Below are 17,952 nucleotides of genomic sequence, written 5' to 3'. Positions count from 1 at the left end.
GACTGTGACGCGCGTCCCGGGCCCCGGCCGAGGCGGTGCCGGTCAGCGGCGGGCGACGCCCTCGGCGCGGGCGGCCTCGGCGACGGCCTTGGTGACGGCCGGGGCGACCCGCTCGTCGAACGGCGAGGGGATCACCTTCTGCGGCGTCAGCTCGTCGGCGACCACGCCGGCCAGCGCCTTGGCGGCGGCCAGCTTCATGCCCTCGGTGATCCGGCTCGCGCGGACCTGCAGGGCACCGGCGAAGATGCCGGGGAAGGCCAGCACGTTGTTGATCTGGTTCGGGAAGTCGCTGCGCCCGGTGGCGACGACCGCCGCGTACTTGTGCGCGACCTCGGGGTGGATCTCCGGGTTCGGGTTGGCCATCGCGAAGATGAACGCGCCCTCGGCCATGGTGGCCACGACCTCCTCCGGCACGGTGCCGCCGGAGACGCCGATGAAGACGTCGGCGCCGGCCAGCGCGTCGGCCAGCGAGCCCTTGAGACCGGTCCGGTTGGTCTGCGCGGCGATCTCGGCCTTGACGTCGGTCAGGTCGCCGCGGCCCTCGTACACGACGCCCCGGCGGTCGCAGACCGCGACATCGCCGATGCCGGCGGCGACCAGCATCTTGGCGATCGCGATCCCGGCGGCGCCCGCGCCGGAGATGACGGCACGCAGCGCGCCGATCTCCCGGCCGGTCACCCGGGCCGCGTTCCAGAGCGCCGCGGTGGTGACGATCGCGGTGCCGTGCTGGTCGTCGTGGAAGATCGGGATGTCCAGCGCCTCCTGGAGGCGGCGCTCGATCTCGAAGCAACGGGGTGCGGAGATGTCCTCCAGGTTGACGCCGCCGAAGGAGGGCGCCAGCCGGACGACGGTCTCGACGATCTCGTCCACCTCGGTGCAGGCGAGCGCGATCGGGACGGCGTCCACCCCGCCGAACTGCTTGAAAAGGATGGCCTTGCCCTCCATGACGGGCAGCGAGGCCTCCGGGCCGATGTCGCCGAGGCCCAGCACCGCGGTGCCGTCGGTGACGACGGCGACCGTGTTGGCCTTCCAGGTGTAGTCGTTCACCAGCTCGGGCTGCTCGGCGATGGCCGTGCAGACGCGCGCGACACCGGGGGTGTAGGCGAGGGACAGGTCGTCCGCGTCGCGCACCGGAACGGTCGCCCGGACCTCCATCTTGCCGCCGCGGTGGAGCGCGAAAACGGCGTCGACCGGATCGTCGGTGTCCTGGGTGCTGCTGTGGATGATCTCCGCTGCCACGATGACCTCTTCGTCATTGATCAGCGAGGACGCGTGGCCGACGGGCGGACGACCCGGCCGGAAGCTTGGAACCGGGTACGCCGAGGCGGCCCCGGGAAGGGCTGGATCGGGGCGCTGCCGTCGGGGCCGCGCCCTCGGATGAGGGTTTTTGTAACTGTTGAGCCTGAGCTGTGCTGCTTCTTCTTCCGGGCCGAGCGTAGGTCGGACGACGGCATCGCACCTATGCCTTTTCGTCCTCGTCGCACGCGCTCACTCCGCAACGCGGCCAAAAGTCGGCGTCCGGTGTCTGGTGACTCCGGGCCCCGGCGGCGGCAACGGCGAACGAGCGCGCGCACTCTCAGGGGTGAACCAGGAGACGACGGGGAGGCGGTGCCACGGATACGGAGTCGGCGTCGTGGACTTCCGTTCCTGCGCACCCCGAGCCTGTCGCGACTCGGTGGTCCGGTTCGAGCTTCGGGGGTCACCCGGTACCGAATTCTGACACACCCGCCGCCGGGACCGGCAGGTCGGGATGGGAGGATCCCTTGTTCCGCCGTCTCGCGTACACCTCCGCGACGGCGCGGCGACACCACGTACCTCCCACAGGAGCACCCTCATGCACCACCGTGCCCACCCCCGCCGCCGGGCCGCCGCGGCCCTCTCCCTGGCCACCGCGGGAGCCCTGCTGCTGACCGGCTGCGGCGGCGGCGAGCAGGCCGCCGCGAAGGACCCGGTCCAGGACCTCCGCAGCAGGATCCCCAAGGCGCAGCACGCCGCCGGGGTGCTGCGGATCGGCTCCGACCTCAACTACGCGCCGGTGGACTTCCGGGGCGGCGAGGGCAAGCCGGACGGCATCGACCCCGACATCGCCAACGCCGTCGGCAAGATCCTCGGCCTGCGGATCGAGGTCGTCGACACCCCGTTCGAGAAGCTGATACCGAATCTTCACGCCAAGCAGTTCGACGTGGCGATGTCCGGCCTGAGCGACATCCGCCAGCGCCGCGACGGCCTCGACGACACGGGCAAGCAGGTCACCCCGGGCGTGGACTTCGTGGACTACTTCATCGCCGGCACCTCGATCGTCGTCCAGAAGGGCAACCCGAAGGGCGTCCACACCCTGGACGACCTGTGCGGCCGGATCGTCGCGGTGCAGCAGAACACCACCCAGGACGAGATCGTCGCCCGCCAGGTACTGGCCTGCGGCCGCGGCGGCAAGCCGCTGACCGTCCACAAGTTCGACAGCGACGCCAAGGCGCTGGCCGAGGTCGCCTCGGGCGCGGCGGTGGCCGGCCTGAACGACTTCCCGGTGGCCGCCTACGCGGCGAAGACCACCGACGGCGGCAACCGCTTCGAGGTGACCGGCGCGCAGTCGAAGTCCAACCCGTACGGGATCGCGCTGCGCAAGGAGGACACCGAGCTGCGCGACGTCCTGGCCAAGGCGGTGGACCAGCTGATCCGCAGCGGCGAGTACGACAAGATCCTCGCCAAGTGGAACGTCAGCGCGGGCGCGGCCCAGAACGCGGTGGTCAACGGGGGGATCTGAGCGGGCCGCGCGGGCGGCTCAACGCGGCGGCGCCATCCGGCGGGCGCGCGGGCGGGCCTCCGGGCAGAGCGCAGGGGGATCTGCATACTTATACGCAGGGTGACAGGGACGCGGAATTGGTCCGAATAGCGGACAGTGTGACCCCCCGTTATCCGATTTTGATCTGAATGAGGGCCATCCGACCGTCATCAGATGGCAGGATTCCCCCCATCTCCGATCGGGCCGGCCACTGGTCGAGGCGGTTCGATCAACGTCCACCTCGGCGGAGGGTGGCGGATGACGCATCACGCACCACCCTGCGCGACCCCTGCCCAGGCTCAGCACGACCGGCACTGCCCGTTCGACGACGTACCGCGACATACACCCGTACAGCGCCGTACGGCCTGCTGCCCCGGTGTGCCGCTCCCCGCGGCGCGCTCCGCCCGACCTCTCCCTCAGGAGGAGATCCCCCTCATGACCGTCCGTACCCAGCGCACCCGTCTCTTCGCCGCCGGCGCGGTACTCGCCTCCGTCTCCCTGGCCCTCACCGCCTGTAGCAGCAGCAGCACCGACACGGGCTCCGGCGCCCCCAACGCCAGTGCGACCGTCAACGAGGTGAAGGTCGACGACAAGCTGGCCGCTCTCGTGCCCGCCGACATCAAGTCCGCCGGAAAGCTCGCGGTCGGCTCGGACGCCTCGTACGCGCCCAACGAGTTCAAGGCCGACAACGGCAAGATCGAGGGCATGGACGTCGACCTGATCACCGCGGTCGCGGCCCGGCTCGGCCTCAAGGTCGACGTCCAGGACTCCGGTTTCACCGCGATCATCCCGGGCATCCAGTCGAACAAGTTCCAGATCGGCATGTCGTCCCTGACGGACAACAAGGAGCGCGAGCAGACCGTCGACATGGTCACCTACTTCAACGCGGGCAGCGCCATCGCGGTGAAGAAGGGCAACCCGGACAAGATCAACGCCGATGACCTGTGCGGCAAGAAGGTCGCCGTCCAGACCGGCACCACCCAGGCACAGGAGATCACCGACACCCGCAACCCCGCCTGTGCCAAGGCCGGCAAGCCGGGCATCGTCAACGACGGTGACAAGTTCGACCTCCAGACCGACGTCACCAACGCGGTGGTCTCCGGTCGCGACCAGCTGATGATGGCCGACTCCCCGGTCGTCGACTACGCGATCAAGCAGTCCGGCGGCCAGCTGGAGAAGCTCGGCGCCACCTACGACGCCGCCCCCTACGGCATCGCCCTCGCCAAGGGCTCGGCGCTGACCCCCGCCGTCCAGGGCGCCGTCCAGTCGCTGATCGACGACGGCACCTACAAGCAGATCCTCACCAAGTGGGGCGTCGAGGCCGGTGCGCTCGACAAGTCGACCGTCAACGGCGCCGTCAGCTGACCCTCCGTCTGACTCTCTCTCCCCCGAGGCCACACCGTGAACTCTCTGGACAAGGGGAAGGCGGCGAAGGGACGGCCTGAGACCATCAAGGCCGTCCCCGTCCGCCACCCCGGACGCTGGGCGGGCGCCGTCGTCATCGCCCTGCTCGCGGCGATGCTGCTGAGCGCCCTCTTCACCAATCCCGCCTTCAAGTGGGACATCGTCGGGAAGTACCTCTTCCACGACAGCATCGTGCACGGCATGCTCGTGACACTGGAGCTGACCGCGCTCGCCATGATCATGGGCGTGGTCGGCGGCATCATCCTCGCGGTGATGCGGCTCTCCCCCAACCCGCTGCTCTCCGGCACCGCGTGGATCTACATCTGGATCTTCCGCGGCACGCCCGTCCTGGTGCAGCTGGTGTTCTGGAACTTCCTGGGCCTGATCTGGGCCAAGCTCTCGATCGGCGTGCCGTGGGGACCGGAGTTCTGGTCCGAGTCCACCAACGTCCTGATCCCGACCTTCGTCGCCGCCCTGCTGGGCCTGGGCCTCAACGAGGCCGCCTACATGGCGGAGATCGTCCGCGGCGGCATCCAGTCGGTCGACGAGGGGCAGAGCGAGGCCTCGCACGCGCTCGGCATGAGCCGGTTCCAGACCATGCGGCGGATCGTGCTGCCGCAGGCCATGCGGGTGATCATCCCGCCGACCGGCAACGAGACCATCTCGATGCTCAAGACCACCTCGCTGGTCAGCGTGATCTCCCTGGAGGAGATCTTCCGCGCCGGCCAGGTGATCTACTCTCGGAACTACCAGAACATCCCGCTGCTGATCGTGGTCAGCCTCTGGTACCTGTTCTTCACGTCGCTGCTGACCATCGGCCAGTACTACATCGAGCGGCACTACGCCCGCGGCTCCAACCGGACGCTCCCGCCCACGCCGATCCAGCGGCTGCGGAGACTGTTCGCCGGGAAGCCCACCCCGAAGACCACCCCCGACGTGGTCCCGGGGCTTGAGGGAGGTGGTCACGTATGACCGATCTGACCAAGACCCCCGCCGACGCCGGCAACGGCGGCCCGATGGTCCGGGCCGAGGACGTCCACAAGTCCTACGGCGCGGTCCAGGTGCTCAAGGGCATCGACCTGGAGGTCAAGCAGGGCGAGGTGTTCTGCCTGATCGGCCCGTCCGGCTCCGGCAAGTCGACCTTCCTGCGGTGCATCAACCACCTGGAGAAGATCAACGCCGGCCGGCTCTGGGTCGACGGCGAGCTGGTCGGCTACCGGCAGAAGGGCGACCGGCTCTACGAGCTCAAGGAGAACGAGGTCGCGCTCAAGCGGCGGGACATCGGCATGGTGTTCCAGCGCTTCAACCTGTTCCCGCACATGACCGCCATAGAGAACGTCATCGAGGCGCCGGTGCAGGTCAAGGGCGAGTCCAAGGCGGACGCCCGCAACCGCGGGATGGCCCTGCTGGAGCGGGTCGGCCTGGCCGACAAGGCGAAGAACTACCCCTCGCAGCTCTCCGGCGGCCAGCAGCAGCGGGTGGCGATCGCCCGGGCGCTCGCCATGAAGCCCAAGCTGATGCTCTTCGACGAGCCCACCTCGGCGCTCGACCCGGAGCTGGTCGGCGACGTCCTGGACGTCATGCGCGGCCTCGCCGAGGAGGGCATGACCATGGTCGTGGTGACCCACGAGATGGGCTTCGCCCGCGAGGTCGGCGACGCGCTGGTCTTCATGGACGGCGGTGTGGTGGTCGAGGCCGGCAACCCGCGGGACGTCCTCACCGACCCCCAGCACGAGCGCACCCGAGCGTTCCTGTCCAAGGTGCTCTGAGCGCACCGTCACGGCGCCCGGCAGGCCGGTCCTGCCGGGCGCCGACGTTTTCCCCGCCCGGGTAATAGGCTGGAGCCCATCAGCCCGTTACCGAATTTGGAAGGACCACCGTGGAGCTCGCCTCGTACGCCGATCTGGCCGTCCGGCTGGTGAACACCGAGGAGCCCGAGCGCGGCACCGACTCACTGACCTCGGTGGACGCCGTGCGGTCGCTGTTCTCCGACTCCTCCCGGGCCGCCGCGCTCGCCGAGGAGGCGGACCTGCCGCGGCTGCGGGCCGTCCGGACCAGGCTGCGCGGGGTGTTCGAAGCCGCCGCCGAGGGGGACGAGATCCGCGGCGTCGACCTGCTGAACAGCCTGCTGATGGAGTACCCGGTCAGCCCGCTGGTCTCCGGGCACGACTACCTGGACGACGCCGGGCGGCCGCGCTGGCACCTGCACCTCGCCGACAACTCCCCGACCGCCACCGCGCACTTCAGCGCCGTCGCCTGCATGGGACTGGCCGTCCACCTGACCGAGCTGGGCGCCGACCGGCTCGGCATCTGCCAGGCCGCCCCCTGCCGCAACGCCTACCTGGACACCTCCACCAACCGCTCCCGGCGGTACTGCTCCGACCGGTGCGCCACCCGGGCCAACGTCGCCGCGTACCGCGCCCGCAAGCGGCAGGAGGCCCAGGAGTCGTCCGCCCTGGCCGGCCGGGGCCAGGCCTAGCGGCCGCCCGGGTCGACCCAGACGCCCAGCCGGCGGGCCAGGCCCGGGACCCGGCCGGGCCGGCCGGTCAGCAGCAGGCGCTCCAGCCGGCGGCCGGGGGCCAGCCAGGCCGGGCGCGGACGCAGCCGCAGCAGCACCCGGCCGAGCACCAGCTCGTCCGGGACCGCTCCGTAGCTGCGGCTGTCGCTGTCCACCGGCCGGTTGTCGGAGAGCAGCCACCACCCCTTCGCACGCCGCTCGACGGCCCGCTTCACCACCAGCAGGTCCTGCTGGAAGGGGTGACGGAACACCACCACCGACCCCGGCCTGATCCGCGCGCCGTACCGGACCAGCAGCCGGTCGCCCTCGCGCAGGGTCGGCGCCATCGAGGGTCCCGCCACATCGATCACCCCGAACGGCGCGCCACCCCCCGGGGTGCCGCCCTCCGGTTCCGCCATCCGCGCCACGCCTCCTCCTCCCGGCTCGCCGCGTCCCAGTCTGCCGTACGGGCCGCCCTCGACCGATGCCCGAATTGGCCCGGTTCCGGCTCCACCTTTTGCCCTAGGCCCGCCGCCCGACCGCGAAACCCGGTGGCCGGAAGGGTAATCTCGGGCGCGGGAAGACGATCTAAGGAAGGACTCCCATGTTCTCTCGTCTGTTTGCACCGCGCGCCACCGCCCACGCCCACTGCGACCTGCCCTGCGGCGTCTACGACCCCGCACAGGCCCGCATCGAGGCCGAGTCGGTGAAGGGCACCCAGGAGAAGTACCAGGCCAACGAGGACCCGGCGTTCCGCACCCGTGCCCTGATCATCAAGGAGCAGCGTGCCGAGGCCGTCAAGCACCACATCTCGGTCCTGTGGAGCGACTACTTCAAGGCTCCGCACTTCGAGAAGTACCCGCAGCTGCACCAGCTGATCAACGACACCCTGAAGGCCGCCTCGGCCGCCAAGGCGTCGACGGACCCGGCCACCGGCCAGGCCCTGCTCGACCTCATCGCCGAGGTCGACAAGATCTTCTGGGAGACCAAGCAGGCCTGACAGCCGATCAGACACCGCCGACCGCCCCCGTCCGGACCTCCGGACGGGGGCGGTCGCGCGTTCCCGCCCGCGGGGACCCGGTAAGGGGTGCCGGGTGCCGGCGCTTGTTATGCTGCCGGAGCGTCCCAGGGAGAAGTCCGGTGTGAATCCGGCGCTGACCCGCAACGGTGGGCGGGGCCCGTGCCCCGCGAGCCCGATCGCCCCGGGACGCGGATCTCCCGACAACTCGCCGTGGACTGCGAGGGGATGGCGCCCCGGCAGCAGTGCGGCCCGGGCGCGCCGCCTCGCTGCCGTCGACGGCCCGAGGCGAAGGCGCGCCGCCCGTGAGCACCGCAGTGACCGCACCGGCCCCCGAACGGACGGCCCGTCGAATACCCGTCGTACCCCTGGCCGCCGGCCTGGTCGTGGCCCTGCTGCTCTCGCTGGTCTGCGCGGTGGCGCTGGGCTCCAGCGGGCTCGGCTGGACGCGCGTCCTGCGGCTGCTGGGCGCCGGGCTGACGGGTGGCCGGCTGGAGGCCGGGGAGGCGGCCGCGTACGCGATCGTCTGGGAGATCCGGCTGCCGCGCACCGTGCTGGCCGCCGTGGTCGGCGCCGGGCTCGCGGCCACTGGCGTCGCGGTGCAGGCGATGGTCCGCAACGCCCTGGCCGACCCGTTCGTCCTGGGCATCTCCTCCGGCGCCTCGGTCGGCGCCAACGCCGTCCTGCTGCTGGGCGCCTTCGCCTCGCTCGGGGTCTGGGCGATCTCGGTCTCCGCGTTCGCCGCCGCGCTGCTGGCGATGGTCCTGGTGTACGCCGCCGCCCGGACCGCGTACGGGCTCACCCCGCTGCGGCTGGTGCTGACCGGCACCGCGATGTCCTACGGCTTCTCGGCGGTGACGGCGCTGATGGTGTTCGGCGCCGCGCGCGGCGAGGCCGCCCGCAGCGCCATGATGTGGCTGCTCGGCAGCCTCGGCGGGGCCACCTGGGGGTCCGTCCCGATCGCCGCCGCCACCGTGGCGGCCGGCCTGGCCTATCTGGCCTGCGCCGCCGGGCGGCTGGACGCCCTCGCCATGGGCGACGAGACGGCGGCCTCGCTCGGGGTGGACGGCGACCGGCTGCGCCGCGAACTGTTCGTGGTCACCGCGGCCGTCACCGGGACCGTGGTCGCGGTCAGCGGCGCGATCGGCTTCGTCGGCCTGATGGTGCCGCACCTGACCCGGATGCTGGTCGGCGCCGGGCACCGCCGGGTGCTGCTGGTCGCGCCGCTCGCCGGCGCGCTGCTGCTGGTCTGGGTGGACATCGTCTCCCGCACCCTGCTGGCGCCGGCCGAACTGCCGGTCGGGGTGGTCACCGCCGTCCTCGGAGTGCCCTGCTTCCTGCTGCTGATGCGCCGTCGCGGCTACACCTTCGGAGGCCGCTGATGGATCTCGCCCTCGACGCCGTCTCGGTCGACCTGGCCGGCACCCGGCTGGTCCACGACGTCACGCTCGGCGCCGCCGCCGGGCAGGTCGTCGGCCTGGTCGGGCCGAACGGCAGCGGCAAGTCGACCCTGCTGCGCTGCGTCTACCGGGCCCTGCGGCCCGCCGCCGGCGCCGTCCGGCTGGACGGCGAGGACCTGCACGCGCTCACCGCGCGCGAGGCCGCCCGGCGGGTCGCCGCGCTGCCGCAGGAGCACTCCGCCGAGTTCGACTTCACGGTGGCCGAGGTGGTCGGCATGGGCCGGCTGCCGCACCGCGGCGGGTTCGCCCGGCCGACCGCCGCGGACGCCGACCGGTGCGCCGGCGCGCTGCGCCGGGTGGGCGCGGACCACCTGGCCGGACGCGGCTTCCTGAGCCTGTCCGGGGGCGAGAAGCAGCGGGTGCTGATCGCCCGCGCGCTGGTCCAGGAGCCCCGGGTGCTGGTGCTCGACGAACCCACCAACCACCTCGACATCGCCCACCAGTTGGACGTGCTGACGCTGGTCCGGGAGGCCGGTCCGACGGTGCTCACCGCGCTCCACGACCTCAACCTGGCGGCCGGCCACTGCGATCTGCTGTACGTCATCGCGGCCGGCCGCATCGTCGCCTCCGGGGCACCCGCCGAGGTCCTGCGACCCGCCCTGCTGGCCGAGGTCTTCGGCGTCCGCGCGACACCCGTGCGGCACCCGGAGACCGGCGCCGTCCAACTGCTCTTCGACCGGCTCCGCCCGTCCTCCCCCGTCCCCGCCGACTCCCCCCGCTGAGGAAACCCCATGCGCGTCAAGGCCGTTGCCACCGCCACCCTGCTCACCCTCGCGCTGACCGGCTGCGGCGCCGAGATCGCCCCCGCCGGGGACGCCGCCGCCGGCTCCGCGCACTACCCGGTGACCGTCGACAACTGCGGCGCCAAGGTCACCTTCGACCGGAAGCCGGCCCGGACGGTGACCAACGACGTCGGCATCACCGAACTGATGCTCGCGCTCGGCCTCGCCGACCGGATGGCCGGCTACGTGATGCCCGACGACAAGGGCCGGGTCGACCAGGTGGCCTGGAAGGACGGCTACCAGCAGACCACCTGGCTCTCCAAGCGGCAGATCACCAAGGAGATCGCGCTGGAGGCCAAGGCCGACCTGGTCTTCGCCGGCTGGCACTACGGCTTCGACGAGGCCGGCGGGTTCACCCCGCAGGCGCTGGCCGGCCTCGGCATCGGCTCCTACGTGCTCAGCGAGTCCTGCCGCAGCGGCAAGGGCCCCGAGCGCGGGGTGATGTCCCCGCTGGACGCGCTCTACACCGACCTGGCCAACCTGGGCGAGATCTTCGACGTCCGGGACCGGGCCGACAAGCTGATCGCCGAGTTCCGGGCCCAGGTCGCCGCCGTCCCGCAGCCCGAGCGCCGGCCGCGGGTCTTCCTGTACGACAGCGGCGAGGACAAGCCCTACACCTCGGGGAAGTTCGCCGCGCCCGAGGAGATCATCGCCAAGGCCGGCGGGCAGAACGTGATGGGCGACCTCGCCGACTCCTGGACCACCGTCGGCTGGGAGAGCGTGGTCCAGCGCGACCCCGAGGTGATCGTCATCAACAACTACGGCTCGCCCGACGCCGAGGCCAAGCGGGCGTTCCTCAAGTCCTTCCCGCCGCTGGCGGGCGTCGCCGCCGTCCGCGACGACCGGATCTTCGTCCTGGACTACGTCGACCTGGTGGAGAGCCCGCGCAACCCGGCCGCGATCACCGCGCTCGCGGCGTACCTGCGCGGTGTGACGACCGGCTGAGGCGCGCGGTGGCGGGCGTACGCTCGGAGGTACGAGCCGACGGAACCGACCGGAGGAGCGAGAACATGACCATCATGGCCGCGCCGTCCGCCTTCGACACCGGCGCGCTGCGCGAGGGAATCGAGCGCAGCGACGCCGGTGCGCTGCTTGCCCTGTACGCGGACGACGCCGAACTGCGGGTGGTCGACCGCAAGACCCAGCCCAGCCACCCGCTGGTGATGCACGGCCTGGACGAGATCGGCGCCATGCTCGACGACGTGTACGGCCGGGAGATGAGCCACCGGCTGGAGCGGGTCCTGCTCGACGGCGACCGCCTGGCCTTCATGGAGTCCTGCCGCTATCCCGACGGGGTGCGGGTGCTGGTCACCTCGGTCGCGGACCTGCGGGACGGCCGGATCGTCGACCAGACCTCGATCCAGGCCTGGGACGAGGACGAGCAGGCCAAGTAGGCTCGTGGCATGATCCGCACCGCCGTAGTCACCGATGTCCCGGTCATCCACGCCTTGATCCGCGAACTCGCGGAGTACGAGAAGGCGCCGCAGGAGGCGGTCGCCACCGAGGAGCAGCTGCGCGAGGCCCTGTTCGGCGCCGCACCGGCGGTCTTCGGCCTGATCGCCGAGGACGACACCACCGGTGAGACGGTCGGCTTCGCGGTCTGGTTCCTCAACTTCTCGACCTGGCGCGGGACCCACGGGATCTACCTGGAGGACCTCTACGTCCGCCCGGAGGCGCGCGGCGGCGGCCACGGCAAGGCCCTGCTGCTGGAGCTGGCCCGGATCGCGGTCGAACGCGGCTACTCGCGGGTCGAGTGGACGGTGCTCGACTGGAACGAGCCCTCGATCAACTTCTACAAGTCGCTCGGCGCGGTCCCGATGGACGAGTGGACCGTCCACCGGCTCAGCGGCCGGGCCCTCGCCGAGGCCGGCGGCCGCTGACCCGACGGACCGCCGGGGCGAGTCCCTCCCGGGGGCTGCCACGGTGCGTCGCGAGGGCCTACCATGAGTGACCCTCGCACCCGGTGTCGCTCGTTCCCGTGAAGGCGGGACCGGATCGCGACATCCGCCCGCCGATAGCGGTAACGTCTCGGGCGGATGCGCGGCGTCCGACCACCCCTGCCGGGGTATGACCGGTACGTACCGCACCACCCCTCTGGACAGTTGGGGCGAAGCAGTTGAGCCAAGCAACAGACAGTGCCGCGGCCACCGGCCCGGAAGCACAGCGCGTCACCCAGGAGGTGAGGGTGTCCCAGATCGACGGCGAGCCCGGAGTGCAGGACTTCGTGGAGGTCCGGCTGCCCGCGGCGGGTGCCTACCTCTCGGTGCTGCGAACAGCGACGGCGGGGCTGGCGGCCCGGCTGGACTTCACGCTGGACGAGATCGAGGACCTCCGGATCGCGGTGGACGAGGCCTGCGCCATCCTGCTCCAGCAGGCGGTGCCCGGCTCGGTCCTCTCCTGCGAGTTCCGGCTGGTCGGCGACTCGCTGAAGGTCATCGTCGCCGCCCCGACCACGGACGGCCGGGCCCCGGAGCGGGACACCTTCGCCTGGACGGTGCTCTCCGCGCTGGCCGGCGAGGTGGAGTCCTCGGTCGCCGAGGACAACACCGTCTCCATCAGCCTGCACAAGAAGCGCGGCGGCTCCGCCGCCCACTAGAGCCGCCACAGCAGCACCGAACAAGAGTCGTCCGCCCGGCACCACCCGGACCGGCGGACGGCTCCCGGTACCGCCCACCACGCGGTACGACCAACGAGACGAATCCGGGACCGCCCCAGGTCCCGGTGCTCCCGGAACGGAACGGGGGAATGGCCGTGAGTGATCTGGACCGTACCGGCCTCGCGACGGCGGGCCCTGCCGTACCGACCCAGGCGAGCGTTCCCGGCCTCGCCGCCAACGACGAAGCGCACCCGAAGGACGCCCACCGGATGAGCCAGCCGACCGAGCCGACGTCTGATCCGTCGCCCACGCCCTCGCCCCCGTCCGCGGCACCGGAGTCCCCGGCGCCCCGCGACGACGCGGCCGGGGCGCTGCGCGGTGCGGTGCCCTCCCAGGCCCCACACCGTTCGGGTGCGCCGGACCGGGAGGCGGCCCGGGCCCTGTTCGTCCGGCTGTCCGCGCTGCCCGAGGGCTCCTCGGAGCGCGTCGAGCTGCGCAACCAGCTGGTGCGGATGCACATCCCGCTGGTGGAGCACCTGGCCCGGCGGTTCCGCAACCGGGGCGAACCGCTGGACGACCTCACCCAGGTCGCCACCATCGGGCTGATCAAGTCGGTGGACCGCTTCGACCACGAACGCGGGGTCGAGTTCTCCACCTACGCGACGCCGACCATCGTCGGCGAGATCAAGCGGCACTTCCGGGACAAGGGCTGGGCGGTCCGGGTACCGCGCCGGCTCCAGGAGCTGCGGCTGTCGCTGACCACGGCGACCAGCGAGCTCTCCCAGCGGCACGGCCGCTCCCCCACCGTGCACGAGCTGGCCGAGCACCTGGGGATCTCCGAGGAGGACGTGCTGGAGGGCCTGGAGTCCGCCAACGCGTACTCCACGCTGTCGCTGGACGTCCCGGACAGCGACGACGAGTCGCCGGCCGTGGCGGACACCCTGGGCGCCACCGACGAGGCGCTGGAGGGCGTCGAGTACCGGGAGTCCCTCAAGCCGCTGCTGGCCCAACTGCCGCCCCGGGAGCAGAAGATCCTGGTGCTGCGGTTCTTCCGCAACATGACGCAGTCGCAGATCGCCGCCGAGGTGGGCATCTCACAGATGCACGTCTCCCGGCTGCTTGCCCGCACCTTGGCCCAGCTCCGGGAGAAGCTCCTGGTGGAGGAGTAGAACCGACGGCCGCTCAGCGGCGGCCGCCGACCCCGGCCCTCTGTGCTCAGCCCTCGTGCGGAGCGTAGAGGGCCGCCGTCGATTTCGGGGTGAGCAGGGCGCCGATGCCGACCAGTCCGGACAGGCCGATCGCCGTCCCGACCGCCACCATGGTGCCGCCGCTCTGCCACATGTAGTACGCCACCGGCAGGCAGATCGAGTTGGTCAGGACGGCCGGACTGCGGCCCCACCGGCGCCCCTTGAGCAGCGCCCGGGCGGCCAGCAGCGGCAGCACGCCGAGCAGCACGATCACCAGGCCGCCGAACTCGTTCAGCACGAGCTGCTTGGAGTCGCCGGACAGCGAGGACACCATGTCCCAGACGCCGACGACGACGAGCGCGGCGCCCTCCAGGGCGGTGATGGCGGCGCCTGCGGTCAGGGCCGCCGGCCGCTCGCTGCCGGGCGCGGGTACGGGTGCGGGTGCGGAGGATTCTGCGGTCACGACAGCAGGGTAGCCGCCGGTCGGTCCGTACCGACCCGTAGGCTGAGCACATGCGCGCTCTCCTGGTCGTCAACCCGAAAGCGACCACCACCAGTGGCCGCACCAGGGACGTGTTGATCCACGCCCTGCGCAGCGACCTCAAGCTGGAGGTGGCCCAGACCGAGTACCGGGGCCACGCGCGCGACCTGGCCCGCGGGGCGGCCGAGGACGGCGCCGTCGACCTCGTGGTGGCCCTGGGCGGCGACGGCACCGTCAACGAGGTGGTCAACGGACTGCTGGCGCACGGCCCGGGCGAGAAGGTCCCCCGGCTGGCCGTGGTGCCCGGCGGGTCCACCAATGTGTTCGCCCGCGCGCTGGGCCTGCCCAACGACCCCGTGGAGGCCACCGGGGCGCTGCTGAACGCCCTGGAGAACCACCGGGAGCGGCCGATCGGCCTGGGCAAGGCGATGACCGACGGGCTGCCGGACCGCTGGTTCACCTTCACCGCCGGCCTCGGCTTCGACGCGGGCGTGGTGGGCCGGGTGGAGGAGCGGCGCAGGGCGGGGCGCAAGTCCACCCACGCGCTCTACGTCGGGCAGGCCCTGCGGCACTACGTCACCCAGCGTGACCAGCGCCGATCGGGCCCGGTCACCCTGCAAATGCCGGGCCGGGCGCCGGTTCCGGGCCTGGTGCTGGCCATAGTCAGCAACACCTCTCCATGGACGTTCCTGGGCAACCGCCCGGTCCACCCGTCGCCGCTCGCCTCCTTCGACACGGACCTCGACGTCTTCGGCATCACCCGGATGACCGCGTTCGGCACCGCTCGAACGGTCCGTCAGATCCTGCGGTCGCACACGCCTTCGGACGATGGCACCGCCCCTGCCGGCCCGTCCGGCAAGCACGTTGTCTCCTACCATGACGCCCGGCACTTCACCTTGGTTTCGCAGGAACCGGCCCCATTCCAGGTCGACGGGGACCACCTTGGAGACAGGAGTCGCGTCAGTTTCACAGGCGTACGGCGGGCACTGCGTGTGATTGTGTGACCGGAAGGGGGGTTCACCCTTCTTCTCGAACGCACAAGCCCCCTTCACTCCATAGAAGTACTGGCTGTGAGCTAGGCGACACCGAAGAATCAAAAATTCCTCCCTGAAGGGGGTTGTATCCGGGCCCGAGGTTTGCGAACCTCTACATGGCGATCGGGACACATCGCAGCGACGGCAACCACAGACCCTGGCGGGTGCCGACCGCGGAGTGTCCCTCGAATCGCCGAATCCCTCCCCAGCACAGACCACCCGGGCCCGATGGGCCTTTGGTCTCTTTTGCTGTTGCGGGATTCGTGAAAGCGTTCACATTCACAAGCCATCGATTATGCCGACCGGGTCACCCCCGACGGCAGGAGGAGTTGGACGACCATGGACTGGCGCCACCGCGCTGTCTGCCGCGAAGAGGACCCGGAGCTGTTCTTCCCGATCGGGAACACCGGTCCTGCTCTGCTGCAGATCGAGGAAGCCAAGGCCGTGTGCCGCCGCTGTCCGGTCATGGAGCAGTGCCTGCAGTGGGCTCTCGAGACCGGCCAGGATGCCGGCGTCTGGGGCGGCATGAGCGAGGACGAGCGTCGCGCGATGAAGCGCCGCGCTGCCCGCAACCGCGCCCGCACCGCCTGATCACACGCCGTAGTACCCGTAGTGACCGCACCACCGATCAACACATGATCAAGGGCTTCCCTGCACCTCCTGGCGAAGCCTTCCGTACAAAGGACCTTGCTCGACACGGTCCCGCGACACCGGGCCGCCCAGGCACTTGATACTGTTCACTTAGAGCAATATTGTGGAGCTGAGGCGCTCACCGTGTGCAACGCACTGGTGGGGTGTCGCACCACCCAGAGCCCCCGTTCCGGCCGACTCCCCCCCGACGGCCGGAACGGGTTGAGAGGCCCTGTCGACCCACCCCCCCCGGTCGACAGGGCCTCGTTTCTGTTTCCGCGCCCGGGTGGTGGCCCCCGTCTCGCTACCGGCGCCCGCCTCCGGTCGCTCGCGGTGGTGCTGGAGTGCGCGCCCGGCGCCCCCTTCGGACGCGCGCCCCCGTCACACTCCACTGCACCTCGTGCGCCGCGCTCCGGCCGGCGGCACCCGCCGGCCGGTCCCGGGTGCGCTCAGGGGACCGGGATCTCCAGGATCACCTTGGTGCCGCCGTTCGGCCCCGCCACCATGTCGAAGGTGCCGCCCAGTTCCCCGGTCGCCAGGGTGCGGACGATCTGCAGCCCGAGGTTGCCCGCCTGCTGCGGGTCGAACCCCTCCGGCATGCCCCGCCCGTCGTCCTGCACGGTGATCAACAGGTACTCCTCCGGCCGGGCGCCGCCGTTCCAACTGTCCGACCAGCCCATCCCGGTGGCCGGCGCCCGGCCGCGCAACGCGCTGACCTCCAGATTGCCGGAGGCGGACGGACCGAAGGCGTGCTCCAGCGCGTTCTGCAGCAGCTCGGTCAGCACCATCGCCAGCGGGGTGGCCACCTCGGCGGAGAGGATGCCGAAACTGCCGCTGCGCCGGGTCGCCACCCGGCCGTCCTGGGACAGCTCCATCACCATGGCCAGGACCCGGTCGGCGATGTCGTCGAAGGCGACCTGCTCGTCCAGCGCCTGGGAGAGCGTCTCGTGCACGATCGCGATCGAGCCCACCCGGCGGACCGCCTCGTCCAGCGCGGCCCGGCCCGCGTCCGAGTCCATCCGGCGGGACTGCAGCCGCAGCAGGGCCGCCACCGTCTGCAGGTTGTTCTTCACCCGGTGGTGGATCTCCCGGATGGTCGCGTCCTTGGTCATCAGCTCGCGGTCACGGCGCCGCAGCTCGGTGACGTCCCGGCAGAGCACCAGCGAGCCGGTCAGGGTGCCCTTGGGCTTGAGCGGGATCGCCCGCAGGGTCACCACACCGCCCTGCACCTCGACCTCGGTCTGGCGGGGCGCCCAGCCGCTCGCCAGCTTCACCAGCGCCTCGTGCACCGCCGACCGCGAGGGCGGGACCAGCTCGGCGGTGGCCTGGCCGAGGTGGCTGCCGACCAGGTCGGTGGTGAGGCCGAGCCGGTGGTAGGCGGAGAGCGCGTTGGGGCTGGCGTAGGTGACGATGCCGTCGGCGTCGAGCCGGATCAGACCGTCGCCGACCCGGGGGGCCGCGTCCATGTCGGTCTGCTCGACACCGTGGTACGGGAACGTCCCGGCGGCGATCATCTGAGCCAGGTCCGAGGCGCTCTGCAGGTACGTGAGTTCGAGCCGGCTGGGGGTGCGGACGGTCAGCAGGTTGGTGTTGCGGGCGATCACGCCGAGCACCTTGCCCTCGCGCCGCACCGGGATCGACTCGACCCGGACGGGCACCTCCTCACGCCACTCCGGATCCCCCTCGCGCACGATCCGCCCCTCGTCGAAGGCGGCGTCCAGCAGCGGCCGGCGGCCGCGCGGGACGAGGTGACCGACCATGTCGTCCTGGTAGGACGTGGGCCCGGTGTTGGGCCGCATCTGGGCCACCGAGACGTACCGGATGCCGTCCCAGGTGGGGATCCACAGGACCAGGTCGGCGAAGGAGAGGTCGGAGAGCAGCTGCCACTCCGAGACCAGCATGTGGAGCCATTCCACATCGGCACCGGTCAGGGTGGTGTGACGGCGGACGAGTTCGTTCAGCGAGGGCACATGGCGAGCGTAGCCCCAGGCCCGGCGGGTGGGCCTGCCGCACCCGCCCGCGCGGAGGTGGCTCCAAGTTGTCCAGACCAATTTTCGGGGAGCCCTGGACAACCCAGATTGGTC

Annotated in this window: 19 protein-coding genes and 1 riboswitch; of the genes, 15 read left to right on the top strand and 4 right to left on the bottom strand. The window is 71.4% G+C overall.

Going from position 1 to position 17,952, the window contains the following annotated elements:
• Window positions 1–42: 42 nt before the first annotated feature.
• The gene (locus ACFXHB_RS22515; RefSeq protein WP_380576380.1) at window positions 43–1,239 is read right to left on the bottom strand and encodes an NADP-dependent malic enzyme; all 1,197 of its coding nucleotides are present in this window, start codon (window positions 1,237–1,239) and stop codon (window positions 43–45) included.
• 595 nt (window positions 1,240–1,834) lie between these two features.
• Here ACFXHB_RS22515 and ACFXHB_RS22510 point away from each other — a divergent pair.
• The 5 genes from ACFXHB_RS22510 to ACFXHB_RS22490 all read left to right on the top strand — a co-directional run bounded on the left by ACFXHB_RS22510 (window position 1,835) and on the right by ACFXHB_RS22490 (window position 6,662).
• Entirely contained in the window at window positions 1,835–2,761 is a 927-nt protein-coding gene (locus tag ACFXHB_RS22510; protein ID WP_380576379.1) for an ABC transporter substrate-binding protein, read from the top strand.
• 453 nt (window positions 2,762–3,214) lie between these two features.
• The gene (locus ACFXHB_RS22505) at window positions 3,215–4,144 is read left to right on the top strand and encodes an ABC transporter substrate-binding protein (RefSeq protein ID WP_380576378.1); all 930 of its coding nucleotides are present in this window, start codon (window positions 3,215–3,217) and stop codon (window positions 4,142–4,144) included.
• Window positions 4,145–4,180: 36 nt separating this feature from the next.
• Window positions 4,181–5,155 (top strand): amino acid ABC transporter permease, encoded by a 975-nt coding sequence (locus ACFXHB_RS22500; protein WP_380576377.1) that lies wholly within the window; start codon window positions 4,181–4,183, stop codon window positions 5,153–5,155.
• A gap of 44 nt (window positions 5,156–5,199) precedes the next feature.
• Window positions 5,200–5,952 carry an amino acid ABC transporter ATP-binding protein gene (locus ACFXHB_RS22495; protein ID WP_380576394.1) on the top strand — a complete coding sequence of 251 codons (753 nt, stop codon included), beginning with the start codon at window positions 5,200–5,202 and terminating at the stop codon, window positions 5,950–5,952.
• A 110-nt stretch (window positions 5,953–6,062) separates the two neighbouring features.
• Complete coding sequence (locus tag ACFXHB_RS22490) at window positions 6,063–6,662, top strand: CGNR zinc finger domain-containing protein (protein ID WP_380576376.1); 600 nt, start codon at window positions 6,063–6,065, stop codon at window positions 6,660–6,662.
• On the opposite strand, the gene sodX is transcribed toward ACFXHB_RS22490, so the two are convergent.
• Complete coding sequence (sodX, locus tag ACFXHB_RS22485; RefSeq protein ID WP_380576375.1) at window positions 6,659–7,099, bottom strand: nickel-type superoxide dismutase maturation protease; 441 nt, start codon at window positions 7,097–7,099, stop codon at window positions 6,659–6,661. The two genes, ACFXHB_RS22490 and sodX, sit on opposite strands and share 4 nt — an antisense overlap.
• A 185-nt stretch (window positions 7,100–7,284) precedes the next feature.
• Here sodX and sodN point away from each other — a divergent pair, with 185 nt between their 5' ends.
• The 8 genes from sodN (at window position 7,285) to ACFXHB_RS22445 (ending at window position 13,705) form a co-directional block, all read left to right on the top strand.
• Window positions 7,285–7,680 (top strand): superoxide dismutase, Ni, encoded by a 396-nt coding sequence (gene sodN / locus ACFXHB_RS22480; protein ID WP_063347853.1) that lies wholly within the window; start codon window positions 7,285–7,287, stop codon window positions 7,678–7,680.
• A gap of 101 nt (window positions 7,681–7,781) precedes the next feature.
• Window positions 7,782–7,900: riboswitch (cobalamin riboswitch) on the top strand.
• Window positions 7,901–8,003: 103 nt separating this feature from the next.
• Window positions 8,004–9,080: a FecCD family ABC transporter permease gene (locus tag ACFXHB_RS22475; RefSeq protein ID WP_380576374.1), complete on the top strand. Its 1,077-nt coding sequence runs from the start codon at window positions 8,004–8,006 to the stop codon at window positions 9,078–9,080.
• Window positions 9,080–9,880 carry an ABC transporter ATP-binding protein gene (locus ACFXHB_RS22470; RefSeq protein ID WP_380576373.1) on the top strand — a complete coding sequence of 267 codons (801 nt, stop codon included), beginning with the start codon at window positions 9,080–9,082 and terminating at the stop codon, window positions 9,878–9,880. Before ACFXHB_RS22475 ends, ACFXHB_RS22470 begins: the two co-directional genes overlap by 1 nt.
• 9 nt (window positions 9,881–9,889) lie before the next feature.
• Window positions 9,890–10,885 (top strand): ABC transporter substrate-binding protein, encoded by a 996-nt coding sequence (locus ACFXHB_RS22465; protein WP_380576372.1) that lies wholly within the window; start codon window positions 9,890–9,892, stop codon window positions 10,883–10,885.
• A gap of 65 nt (window positions 10,886–10,950) precedes the next feature.
• Window positions 10,951–11,334: a nuclear transport factor 2 family protein gene (locus ACFXHB_RS22460; RefSeq protein ID WP_380576371.1), complete on the top strand. Its 384-nt coding sequence runs from the start codon at window positions 10,951–10,953 to the stop codon at window positions 11,332–11,334.
• 9 nt (window positions 11,335–11,343) lie between these two features.
• Complete coding sequence (locus ACFXHB_RS22455) at window positions 11,344–11,820, top strand: GNAT family N-acetyltransferase (RefSeq protein ID WP_380576370.1); 477 nt, start codon at window positions 11,344–11,346, stop codon at window positions 11,818–11,820.
• Between the two features lie 305 nt (window positions 11,821–12,125).
• On the top strand, window positions 12,126–12,536 hold the full coding sequence (locus ACFXHB_RS22450; RefSeq protein WP_380576369.1) for an anti-sigma regulatory factor: 411 nt from the start codon (window positions 12,126–12,128) through the stop codon (window positions 12,534–12,536).
• Window positions 12,537–12,691: 155 nt separating this feature from the next.
• Window positions 12,692–13,705 carry an RNA polymerase sigma factor SigF gene (locus tag ACFXHB_RS22445; RefSeq protein WP_380576368.1) on the top strand — a complete coding sequence of 338 codons (1,014 nt, stop codon included), beginning with the start codon at window positions 12,692–12,694 and terminating at the stop codon, window positions 13,703–13,705.
• Window positions 13,706–13,751: 46 nt separating this feature from the next.
• Here ACFXHB_RS22445 and ACFXHB_RS22440 read toward each other — a convergent pair whose 3' ends face one another.
• Entirely contained in the window at window positions 13,752–14,186 is a 435-nt protein-coding gene (locus ACFXHB_RS22440; RefSeq protein ID WP_380576367.1) for a hypothetical protein, read from the bottom strand.
• A 50-nt stretch (window positions 14,187–14,236) separates the two neighbouring features.
• On the opposite strand from ACFXHB_RS22440, the gene ACFXHB_RS22435 reads away from it, so the two are divergent.
• Window positions 14,237–15,208, top strand: a complete 972-nt coding sequence (locus ACFXHB_RS22435) for a diacylglycerol/lipid kinase family protein (RefSeq protein WP_380576366.1) — start codon at window positions 14,237–14,239, stop codon at window positions 15,206–15,208.
• A gap of 369 nt (window positions 15,209–15,577) precedes the next feature.
• Window positions 15,578–15,829 (top strand): WhiB family transcriptional regulator, encoded by a 252-nt coding sequence (locus tag ACFXHB_RS22430; RefSeq protein ID WP_014138019.1) that lies wholly within the window; start codon window positions 15,578–15,580, stop codon window positions 15,827–15,829.
• Between the two features lie 488 nt (window positions 15,830–16,317).
• Here the strand turns inward: ACFXHB_RS22430 and ACFXHB_RS22425 are convergent, their stop codons facing one another.
• Window positions 16,318–17,838 (bottom strand): sensor histidine kinase, encoded by a 1,521-nt coding sequence (locus ACFXHB_RS22425; protein WP_380576365.1) that lies wholly within the window; start codon window positions 17,836–17,838, stop codon window positions 16,318–16,320.
• Between the last annotated feature and the right edge of the window lie 114 nt (window positions 17,839–17,952).

The organism is Kitasatospora sp. NPDC059327 (genome assembly GCF_042752535.1).
GTDB lineage: Bacteria > Actinomycetota > Actinomycetes > Streptomycetales > Streptomycetaceae > Kitasatospora.
The sequence above is the reverse complement of the archived record's forward strand: the minus strand, read 5'-3'. Positions and strand labels throughout refer to the sequence as shown.